The following is an 11,017-nucleotide window of genomic DNA, read 5'->3' as shown; positions in this document are numbered from 1 at the left end:
AAAGACTGAGAGCATATCCCGTTCAGATTGAAGCAATCTGAACGGGATATGCTCCAGGGCCATTGAGCGCGGCGGACCGGGGAAGCGTGTCCGGTGGTGGAGGCCACGACCGGATACAGGTAAAGCGTTGCGCGACGTTACAAGATGTGCTATCGGAGACCATGAAGCGATAGCCACTCTATCCAAGGAGGAAACCAATATGGACATAGAGAAGAAATTCACGATGCGGGACAAGGACGGATTGACTCCACTGCACGTGGCGGCGCGTTACGGCAACATGAAAGAAATCAAGGCCCTTATCGAGGCTGAAGCCAACATCAAGGCTGAGTACGGCGACGGATATACACCGCTGCACGAGGCGGCGAGTAACGGCACAGCGGAGACCGTGAAGGCCCTGATCGACGCCGGAGCCAACATCAAGGCGCAGGACGGAAGCGGATGGACACCACTTCACTGGGCGGCGCATGACGGCACAGCGGAGACCGTGGAGGCCCTGATCGACAGAGGGGCCGAAATGCGGGCGCGGACCAAAGACGGCAAGCTCCCCGCCGGTCTTGCCGAAGACAACGAAGCGGTGCACAACCATCCCGTGTTCCAGAAGCTGAACGCCCAGAGATACGAATGAACCGGGACTCCATCGCCGTTCACGACTTGTGAACTGACCGTTACGACATAACGTCTGCCATCCGGTTCGTGTTCCGCATGGGTGCCCTGCTGTGCTAGTCAGGGCCGAAGCCCGACCACAAGGACAGACCATGGCCGAGACCCGTATCGAGACCGATTCGCTGGGTGCGATGGAGGTACCCGCCGACCGCTACTGGGGAGCACAGACCCAGCGGTCGCTGCACAATTTCAGGATCGGCGGCGAGCGTATGCCCGATCCGCTCATCCGGGCCTATGGCTACGTCAAGAAGGCAGCCGCGCGGGTCAACGAGAGCGCGGGCCGGCTCGACGGCGGGCTCTCCGAAGCGATCCAGAAGGCCGCCGGCGAGGTCATCAACGGCGCGCTGGCCGATCACTTCCCGCTGGTCGTCTGGCAGACCGGCTCGGGCACGCAGACCAACATGAACACCAATGAGGTGATCGCCAACCGGGCGATCGAGATCCTGGGCGGCGCGATCGGCTCGAAAGCGCCGGTCCATCCCAACGATCACGTCAACATGAGCCAGTCGTCGAACGACAGTTTCCCGACGGCCATGCACATCGCCGTCGCGCTGGAGGCCAACCAGGCGCTTCTGCCCGCGCTCGAACACCTGCACACCGCCCTCGACGCCAGGGCCGAAGCCTTTGCCGACATCATCAAGATCGGCCGCACCCACCTGCAGGACGCCACGCCCCTGACCCTGGGCCAGGAGTTTTCGGGCTACGCCAAGCAGGTCGAGCTCGGCATCGCGCGGGTGAAGGACACCCTGCCCCGGCTCTATCGCCTGGCCATGGGCGGGACGGCGGTGGGCACCGGGCTCAACAGCCCGGCGGGTTTCGATACCGGTTTCGCGGGCGAGGTCGCCGATCTGACGGGCCTTCCCTTCGTCACCGCCGACAACAAGTTCGAGGCGCTAGCGGCGCATGACGCGATGGTCGAGGTTTCGGGCGCGCTCAACGTGATCGCGGTGAGCCTCAACAAGATTGCCAATGACATACGCCTGCTGGGTTCGGGCCCGCGCAGCGGCATCGGCGAACTGGTGCTGCCGGCCAACGAACCGGGAAGCTCGATCATGCCGGGCAAGGTGAACCCGACCCAGTGCGAGGCCATGACCATGGTCTGCGCCGAGGTCATGGGCAACCACACCGCCGTCACCGTGGCCGGTGCCCAGGGCCATTTCGAGCTCAATGTCTTCAAGCCCGTCATGGTCTTCAACGTGCTGCGCTCGATCCGCCTGATCGCGGACGCTTCGGTGAGCTTCACCGACAACTGCGTGGTGGGGATCGAGGCGAACAACGACCAGATCGACCGGCTCATGCAGCGTTCGCTGATGCTGGTGACGGCGCTCAATCCGCATGTCGGCTATGACAATGCCGCCAGGATCGCCAAGAAGGCCCACGCCGAAGGCACCACGCTGAAGGAAGCCGCACTGGCGCTGGAGCTGATGACCGCAGACGCGTTCGACGCCTGGGTCCGGCCCGAGAACATGGTCAGGCCCGCGGGCTGACCGGAGCCGCTTGAGCGTCCGGACCGACACAGTGCCGGCCCGCCGCCCGACACGCGGTGGCGGGATGCTGCTGACTGCGGGCACGCTGCTGGTCGCGGCACTTGTCGCACTGCCCATTCTGGCGGTCGCCACAAACCTCCTCGCCGACTCCGGCGGCCTGTGGAACCGGCTCGCCGAGCGTGTGCTGTCGACCTATCTGATCAACACGGTGGCACTGCTCTTCGGCGTCGGCCTGCTCGCCGGTGCGATGGGGACCGGTGCGGCATGGCTGGTCACGATGTGCGCGTTCCCCGGCCGGCGGATCATGGAATGGGCACTGCTGCTGCCGTTTGCCGTGCCCGCCTATGTTCTGGCGTATGTCTACACCGACCTTCTGGAGTTCGCCGGGCCCGTGCAGACCTTCCTGCGCGACCTCTTCGACTGGACCCGGCACGACTACCGGTTCCCGCAGATCCGCTCCACGCCCGGTGCCGTCGTGATGCTCTCGCTGGTGCTCTACCCCTATGTCTATCTGTTGGGCCGGGCGGCGTTCCTGTCGCAGTCGGTCGCGGCGCTCGAGGTCTTACGGACACTCGGCCACGGCCCGTGGTCGAGCTTCTTCCGCGTTGCGCTTCCGATGGCACGGCCGGGGATTGCGGCGGGTCTCGCCCTGGCACTGATGGAAACGCTGGCCGACTTCGGGACCGTGGAGTTCTTCGGCGTCCAGACCTTCACCACCGGCATCTATCGCACCTGGTTCCTGCGCGGGTCGCCGGAGGTGGCAGCACAGCTCGCCAGCATTCTCATGCTCTTCGTGATCGCCGTGCTGGCGTTCGAACGCGCCACCCGGGGCAAGGCGCGCTTCGCCAGCAGCACCGGCCGTTTTCTTCCGCTGCCGCGCCACCCGCTCTCGGGCTTCAAGGCCGCCGCAGCGATCGCGGCCTGTGGCCTGCCCATCGTGTTCGGCTTCCTTCTGCCGGGTGCGGTCCTGCTCACGTTGAGCATCACGTCAGGCGATCCACTCTTCGGCAGCGCGTTCTTCCGCTTTGCCTTCAACACGATCATGGCGGCCAGCCTCGCCGCGTTCCTGGCCGTGGCCGCCGCGATGGTGCTGGGATACGGCTCGCGCATGGCCCACAGCCCCGTTCCGCGCTACGCCGCGCGCTTCGCCTCGACGGGCTACGCCATTCCCGGTTCGGTGATCGCTGTCGGCATCCTGATTCCGCTCGCCTGGTTCGACAACACGCTCGATGCCTTCATACGCGAGACCTTCGGCGTTTCGACAGGGCTTGTGCTGACGGGATCGATTGCAGCCCTGCTCTTTGCCTATGTCGTGCGCTTCCTCGCGGTCGCCTACAACGCGGTCGATGCCGGGCTGACCAGGATCACGCCGTCCATGGACGGCGCTTCGCGCACACTGGGCCACGGGCCGGGTTCGACCCTGCGTCGGGTTCACGCCCCCCTGCTCCGGGGCAGCCTGTTTTCGGGTGCTCTGCTCGTCTTCGTCGATGTCATGAAGGAACTGCCCGCCACACTCCTGGTGCGCCCCTTCAACTTCGAGACCCTGGCGACACGCGTCTACCGGCTGGCAGCCGACGAGCGCCTCGCCGAAGCCTCAACCGCCGCGCTCACCATCGTCGTGGTCGGAGTCGTGCCGGTCATCCTGCTCTCCAGGGCAATCGCGCGGTCCCGACCCGGAACCGCGCGATCGTCAACAGACTGAATTCAGGCTGTGGCTACTACTTCCAGCCGTTGTCTTCCATCAGGTCCTGAGCGGTCCCGCGGTTGGCACCGAAGATGGCCGTGCTGATGTCGTCCTGCCTGAAGTCGCCATAGAGGTCATCGAGCACCGTCGCGTGCGCGATCCCCGCGACCGCCGGCCATTCGTTGTTGCCCTCGGCGAATGCTGCCTGGGCCTTGTCGCTGGCGAGGAACTCGAGAAAGAGAACCGCATTCCCGGGATTCGGCGCATGGGCCGCGACACCGGCGCCGCTGATGTTCACATGGGTCCCGCGATCGTCCTGATTGGGCATGATCGGCACGATCATCCCGGCGACAGCGCGGTCGGCGGGATCGTCGGAGCGCGTGAGGCGGGCGAGGTAGTAGGTGTTGGCAACCGCGATGTCGCATTCGCCGGCAGCCACCGCCTTGATCTGGCCGGTGTCGTTGGACTCGGGCTCGCGCGCCATGTTGGCGACCAGACCCTGAACCCAGTTCGCAGTGGCCTCTTCGCCATGAGCGTCGAGCAACGAACCGACAAGAGACTGGTTGTAGATGTTGCCCGACGAGCGAATGCAGATCATGTCGTCATAGGCCGGGTCCGCGAGCTCTTCGTAAGTGTCGAGGCCGCCGATGTCGACGCCGTCACGAACCATGATGATACGGGCGCGCTTGGTGAAGGCGAACCAGTCGCCATCGGGATGGCGCAGGTTCTCAGGGATGCGGCTCTCCAGCAGGTCCGAGGACGTCGACTGCAACAGTCCTTCGGATGCTGCCATCATCAGGTTGCTCGCGTCGACGGTCATGAAGATGTCGACAGGGCTGTTCGCACCTTCGGCCTTCATGCGCTCCATAAGGGCGCCGGCCTTGTCTTCAATGACGTTGACCGTGATGCCGGTCTGCTCCGTGAACGCTTCATAGAGCGCCATGTCAGTGTCGTAGTGGCGGGACGTGTAGAGGTTGACCTCGCCTTCAGCGAAGGCAGGCAGAGTCAGCCCGCAAACCGCAGATGCGGCAAGCAGGCGAAGAGAGGTTGATCGGGTCATGTGTCGTCCTTTCGTTGCAATTGCGAATAATTTGCAATCGTGATTGCGTTGCGGACTTTAGGGGGTCCAGATTGCGAATGCAAGAGATTTGCAATGTCAATCTTGCCTCAGATCAACAGCCGGCAAATTCGGACGAGACGCTAGTTCCCAAAGCCCTCGATCAGGTCGTCGAGCAGCTGATCGGTGTCGAGACCACCACCGGACGGCTGGCGCGGCTCGGGCTCATTGCCCTGCCCACCGTCACCGCCACCCGACGATCCGCCGAGCAAATCCAGCAGGCTGCCTGAGCTGTTCCCCGACGATGTGCTTTCAGGTTCGACCGGCTGCGGGCCGGTCAGGACCTCAGGAAACTGCTGCATTACGCCGCCCGGCTCCGGCTCGCCATCGGTCGCAGCGTCAGGCGTTTCGAGCAGGGCGTCCGCCTCGTTCTTCGCTTCGGCCTCGTCACCCGTCGCATCACCGGACGAGGACACGCCCAAGGCACCGGGCAGCGCGCTGTCGTCACTGTCGGGCACCGCCCCGGACGACTCTGTCTGCGTGCCCGTAACGATACCGATCACGGCCTGCCGTGGCGCATTGCTTGGCACATTGCTCTGGGACCCCTTGTCTGACGTCCCGTCCGTATCGTCCGTGATGCCGCCGGTCAACGCATCGGCGTTGCCGCCGCGCCCGGTATCCTCAAGGGCGTCTGTCCCAGGCTTGCGAAGGACTGTCTCTGCAGCACGCTGAATCAGGAAGGCCTCCAGGGGCCGCGTGTCGACGACTTGCCGGGGATCGTCGATCGGCCCGTCGAGCGCGATCGGGATGGTCGGCGCGGAGGCGTGATCGGTGAGTCCGACCTCGCCCGCCATGTCGATCCACCAGCGCGGCAGATCGATGGTTGCGACAAGGTCGCTACGGCCGCCGTCGAGCACGACCGCAAGATCATCCGAACGAGCCACGCCCCGATTGATGTCGAAGCTTCCATCGGCCGCAACGATGGCGGTCTGACCGCCCGTGCCTGCATCGGCCAGCAGAGCGGCAATGGCGATGTCGTCGTCCGGATCGCCCAGGCGGTCGCTGAGCGCGCGCAGATCGAAGCCATGCACCACCCCGTCACGCAGATTGAGCGTTGCCTCGCCGTTGAGCGACTGCACGAGGTCGCGTTGGCTGAGCCCCGCTCCCGCAATGGCAAGATCCGCAAACAGCCGACCTGTCACGGCATCGCTCTCGGCAAGGTGCCGCATCAGCAGCGCCATATCGGCATCGGCCAGCGCGACATCGACGTCGAGTGTGTGCGGCAAACCCTTCGTCACGGTTCCGCTCAACGCCAGCTTGCCGTCAAAAAGGTCGCCATCGAGGCGCTCGATCGACAGTGTTCCGTCCTCGACCTCGGCGACGACGACGGGATCAAGTACGGCCATGTGCTGCACCGAGACGCTGCCGGCGACGAGCTCCAGACGGCCGTCGAAACGGTCGAGGACATCGAGGCCGATCTCTTCACGCGACCAGCGCTGGCCCCCGTCTGCACCGTCGTTGCCGAGCGTTCCGCCGGACGTTGCGGCGAGGAACGGATCGAGTGCGAGCGAATCGGCCTCGAGCCGGGCATTGATCTGCGGCTTCACCCCGGCCAGGGCGAGGCTGACCGATCCCTGCAACGTGGACGGACCGATCGTCGACGGGGCCAAAGCCACATCGACAAGGTCGGCCGTACCCGTTGCCGTCAGATGCAGCGCAACGGTGCCGAGTTCGGGGGCACCATCGACGCCGAGGTCACGCAGCAGGGTGGCAAGATCGCCGTGCCGGGTCTGCAACCTGACATCGAATCCGGGATCGCCATCCAGCCCGTCGGCTTCGCCGCTGGCACGCGCCACCAGGCCCAGAAACTCAAGAACGGCATCAAACTCCGCCTGTGTCGCATCGGTCGCGATATCGGTGGCGAAGGCAATCCCGGAATCCTCGGTATCGGGCAGATCGATATCGAATGCGGCGGCGAGTGTGCGGTAACTCGTGCTGCGCAGACCGAACCGGCCGTCAAACGACGGTGCGCCGAAGGGGTCGATCAGCGTGCCGTCGATGCTGGCCGCGCCCAGTGCGGTCTCCACCCGCTGGCGGACCACAGCCTGCCCTTCGTCGCCCGTCACATCACCGATCAGGGCAACGCGCCCGAGTGCGGCCGGGTCGATCGGCAGCCCGATCCCCATCAGGCGCAAGAGACCGCCGGCATCGTCGGCCTCGACGCCGAGCCGCAAGGCGACGGCTCCCTCGGCCAGGTCAATTGTCCCGGATGTCCGCAGGGCAGCGCCGGCCACATCCGACGCGCCGAGTGACGCGATGTCGAGACGGCCATCCAGGAGCGTACCGTTTGCCACGAAGCCGCTGACGGCGACGCCGTTCCAGGTCAGCGCATCAATCCGAGCGTTGAGATCGACGTTCACCGGAGACAGGAACATCGCCGCCGCACCCAGAACGTCATCGTTGCCGTCCCCGGTGTCCGTGGCGTCCGCGAGGTAGGCATCGAGGTTGAGCTGGTCGAGCACGAACCCGGCGGTGATCGTCGGCACCTGCCCGATTTTCGCCGCGACGTCGCCGGTCAAACGCGACGAATCGACGCTCAGATCCAGTCCGGTCAGCGCGGCGGTGTTTTCGGACAGGACGACGTCGGCAAAGACATCGACGCGACGCAGGCGATCCCGGGGAATGCTGTCGAGGTCGATGCCGAGCCACTGCAGCGTCGCCCGCAGGTTGTCGGATGTCGCCTCGATCGGCCCGCGGAAGATGGCGGTGTCCTCCTCGATACCGAGTGTCCCGTTCAGCGCGACCTGTGTGCCGCCGGGCAAGCGGGCCTGCAGCCGTTCGATGTCCCAGCGGCCCTCCTGCAGGGCGACATCGGCCTGAAACTGCCGGATGCGTTCACCGCGATAGTCTGCGGCATCCACGTTCAACGCCGCGGTCAGCGTCAGATCGTCGGGCCAAGGAGCCGCGTCGGCGGCCTGGCCCTCATCCGGGCGCGCGCCGGCCAGCAGGGCATCGAGATCGAGACGTGTGGACGCCAGTGTCAGATCGACGACACGCTCGTGGCCGAGCGAGGCAAAGGCTGAGCCCGTGGCCTGGCTGGAGCCGAGACCCAGGACGAGATCGCTGAGACGGACCGCCTGCGTCGAGAACGAGACGCCTGTGTCGAGCGTGAACGGCATGTCACCAAGGGCAGGCGGCACAGGTGCCGGATCGACAAGCTGCGTGAGAAGCCCCAGCCTAGCCGCCCTGGCCTCGATCTGACCGGAGAACGCAACGGGGTCGGCACCGGTGGCGATCGTGCCTGCAACCTTGAACCATAGGTCGTCGCCGGACGAGAGCGTGGCATTGAGCGGGAGCTGGGGCCGCGAGATACGGCCGACATCGGTCTCCAATGTCCACTCCCGGCCGCCGAGCAGGAAAACACCGCGGATTTCGAGGGGACCATCCGCCCCGAGTGCATCGATCCACAGGTCGACCTCGTCGAAGCGACGCCTGTCCGCGCCGTCGCGCCATTCGATCCGCGCGTCCTGAATGTCGACAAGTTCGATACTGGCCGCAGGCGCACCGCCGCCTGGGTGTTCGTCCGATGGCACGGGTTCGAGTGCCCAGCTTGCCGGGCCATTCTCCTGCTGTTCGAGAACGATGACGGGCTCGATCAGACGGATGCGCTCGACCACCACCTCGAGCGAGGCGAGCGGTGCCAGGGAGACAACGGCAAGGACGTCCGGCAGTTCAAGAAACGGGTCACCCGATCCACCCGGTGCGCCCGCCACGGTGATGTCACCGACAGAGACTGCGAGGCTGGGGATGAAGGTGACGCGCACGTCGCCCGCGATCGTGACCTCGCGGCCGGTCACGGCTTCGAGTTCGGCCTCAATCTGCGGCCTGTACGCGTTGAAGTCCAGCGTCAGCAGCACCACCACGGCACCAGCGACGGCCAGGATCGCAATGCCGAGCAGGATCAGAACGAATTTGTGCACCACAAGCCTCCGCACCGGGTCGTGGCGACCGCCCCCGCTCCTTGTCGTCGCCGAACCTTGCGTTAATCTAGTGGCGTTATCGCAACAGCGAAAACGCCGTCTGATGCAAATTGCATCCCGGCCAAGCCAAACTCAACGTTGCACGCAAGAAAACGCCCATGGCCGACATCATCGACCTCAATGAATACCGCAAACAGCACGCCGACGACGCCGACAAGCTGCGGCGACGGCGCCAAACACCCGGTGGACGGGGATTCGGCGACATGAGCCATCATCTGTCGACCGCTGTGCCGTCCGATCCGGGCGACGGCGCGGACGACAGCAACGATCCCCCCGAAGCGGGCTGATCGCAGCCGCGCGCGAGAGGCGGCATGGTGGCGATCTCCGATCGGCTGACCGGACTTGCAAAACACGAGCAGCTGCAGCTCGCCCTTCTTGCGATCCTGATCGGGGCGGCAGCCTCCGTCGGAGGCATCCTGTTCCGGGATGCCGTTGCGGAAATCCAGTTCGCCACCTTCGGCGCGGCAACCGAACGTCTCGCGAGCCGGGTCGCCAACCTGCCCTGGTGGCTGATTCTGATCGTCCCGACGCTTGGCGGCCTCGTGGTCGGCTTGTTGCGCCGTTATGTGGCGCGGGATCAGCGTTTCCACGGCGTGGCCGATGTCATGGAGGCCTCTGCACTTCGCGGCGGGCGCATCACGCTGCGCGACGGTCTGGTGGCGGCAACCGGATCAGCGCTGTCGTTGGGTGTCGGCGGCTCGGCGGGCCGCGAGGGGCCCGTGGTGCACCTCGGCGCGATGCTGGCTTCGCTCGCCGCCCGCAATCTGGGCCTGCGCCGCAGCGCCGTGATGACGCTGCTGGGCTGCGGCGTCGCCTCGGCCGTGTCGTCCTCGTTCAATGCACCGATCGCCGGCGTTTTCTTCGCGCTGGAGGTCGTCGTCGGCCACTACGGGCTCTCGGCCTTCGCCCCGGTGGTCCTCGCCTCGATCATCGGCACGATCATCACGCGCATTCACTATGGCGACTTTCCCGCCTTCATCATCGAAAGCCATGCCATCGTCTCGTTTTGGGAGATGCCGGCCTTCGCGATCCTGGGCCTGCTGTCGGCCGCGGTGGCGCTGGTCTTCATGCGCAGCATCTTCGCCGTTCAGGACATCGTCACGCACCTGCGGATCCCGGTAGCGCTGGCTCCCATGGGCGGCGGCCTGCTGGTCGGCATCATCGCGCTCTTCCTGCCCGAGATCCTGGGCGTGGGCTACGAGGCCACCGACCTCGCGCTCCACAACGCCATGGCGCTGCACCTGCTCATCGCTCTCGCCTTCGCCAAGACCATGGCAACGGCGATCACGATCGGTTCGGGCTTCGGCGGCGGCGTTTTCAGTCCATCGCTGTTTGTCGGCGCCATGGTGGGCGGTGCCTATGGCATCATCGCGACCAGCATGGGACCGGAGATATCGAGCCATGATTCCGTCTACGCCATCGTCGGCATGGCAGCGGTGGCCGGTGCGGTGCTCGGTGCCCCGATCTCGACCATCCTGATCGTCTTCGAACTCACGGCCAACTTCGGGCTCACCATCGCCGTCATGATCGGTGCGACTGCCGCATCCCTGGTGACCAATCATGTCTTCGGACGGTCGTTCTTCCGCCGGTCCCTGGAACGGCGCGGCATCGACATATCCGGCAGCCGGTCGATGCAGCTCCTGCAAACACGCACCGTCGACAGTATCATGTCGCATGCCTTCGAATCGCTGCGTGCCAACGATCCTCTCGCCACCGTGCGGCACAGCGTGCGAACCAACCCGATGGGCGACTTTGTCGTGGTCGACGAGACAGGGTGCCTGAGCGGCATCATCACCATTGAGGACCTGCATCCCTGGCTGCTCGGCGACCGGAAGATGCACGACGATGCTGCCAGGGCGCTCGCCCGAACCGCTGCGCGTACACTCTATCCATCCGACAGTCTCAGGAAGGCGCTTGATGTCATGGCCTCGACCGACGACGGGTTCGTCCCGGTCGTCCGCGGCGAGAACGACAGGATGGTGGTGGGCGTGCTGCGGCGCCACACGTTGATACTCGCGCACAACCGGGCTCTTGCCGAAGCAGCCCGGGAGCGCACCTGACCGGTCTGTCCACACGTCCCGTCGAA

At 65.4% G+C, this 11,017-nt stretch carries 7 protein-coding genes; 5 read left to right on the top strand and 2 right to left on the bottom strand.

Features of this window, described 5'->3' with window-relative positions:
- Nucleotides 1-127 precede the first annotated feature (127 nt).
- From GDA49_13365 to GDA49_13355, 3 genes are all read left to right on the top strand, one after another.
- Nucleotides 128-625: an ankyrin repeat domain-containing protein gene (locus GDA49_13365; GenBank protein ID MBC6441364.1), complete on the top strand. Its 498-nt coding sequence runs from the start codon at nt 128-130 to the stop codon at nt 623-625.
- A 130-nt stretch (nt 626-755) separates the two neighbouring features.
- Nucleotides 756-2,150 (top strand): class II fumarate hydratase, encoded by a 1,395-nt coding sequence (gene fumC / locus GDA49_13360; protein MBC6441363.1) that lies wholly within the window; start codon nt 756-758, stop codon nt 2,148-2,150.
- Nucleotides 2,151-2,214: 64 nt separating this feature from the next.
- A complete protein-coding gene (locus tag GDA49_13355; protein MBC6441362.1) occupies nt 2,215-3,852 on the top strand; it encodes an iron ABC transporter permease in 1,638 nt (545 codons plus the stop codon).
- 16 nt (nt 3,853-3,868) lie between these two features.
- Here the strand turns inward: GDA49_13355 and GDA49_13350 are convergent, their stop codons facing one another.
- Together GDA49_13350 and GDA49_13345 are read right to left on the bottom strand one after the other, a co-directional pair.
- Nucleotides 3,869-4,894 carry an extracellular solute-binding protein gene (locus tag GDA49_13350; GenBank protein MBC6441361.1) on the bottom strand — a complete coding sequence of 342 codons (1,026 nt, stop codon included), beginning with the start codon at nt 4,892-4,894 and terminating at the stop codon, nt 3,869-3,871.
- Nucleotides 4,895-5,034: 140 nt separating this feature from the next.
- Complete coding sequence (locus tag GDA49_13345) at nt 5,035-8,871, bottom strand: AsmA family protein (protein MBC6441360.1); 3,837 nt, start codon at nt 8,869-8,871, stop codon at nt 5,035-5,037.
- 158 nt (nt 8,872-9,029) lie between these two features.
- On the opposite strand from GDA49_13345, the gene GDA49_13340 reads away from it, so the two are divergent.
- Nucleotides 9,030-9,218 (top strand): hypothetical protein, encoded by a 189-nt coding sequence (locus tag GDA49_13340; protein ID MBC6441359.1) that lies wholly within the window; start codon nt 9,030-9,032, stop codon nt 9,216-9,218.
- A gap of 24 nt (nt 9,219-9,242) precedes the next feature.
- Nucleotides 9,243-10,991 (top strand): chloride channel protein, encoded by a 1,749-nt coding sequence (locus tag GDA49_13335; protein ID MBC6441358.1) that lies wholly within the window; start codon nt 9,243-9,245, stop codon nt 10,989-10,991.
- Nucleotides 10,992-11,017 lie beyond the last annotated feature (26 nt).

The sequence above is a fragment of the Rhodospirillales bacterium genome, from assembly GCA_014323865.1.
Taxonomy (GTDB): Bacteria; Pseudomonadota; Alphaproteobacteria; order SP197; family SP197; genus SP197.
The sequence above is the reverse complement of the archived record's forward strand: the minus strand, read 5'-3'. Positions and strand labels throughout refer to the sequence as shown.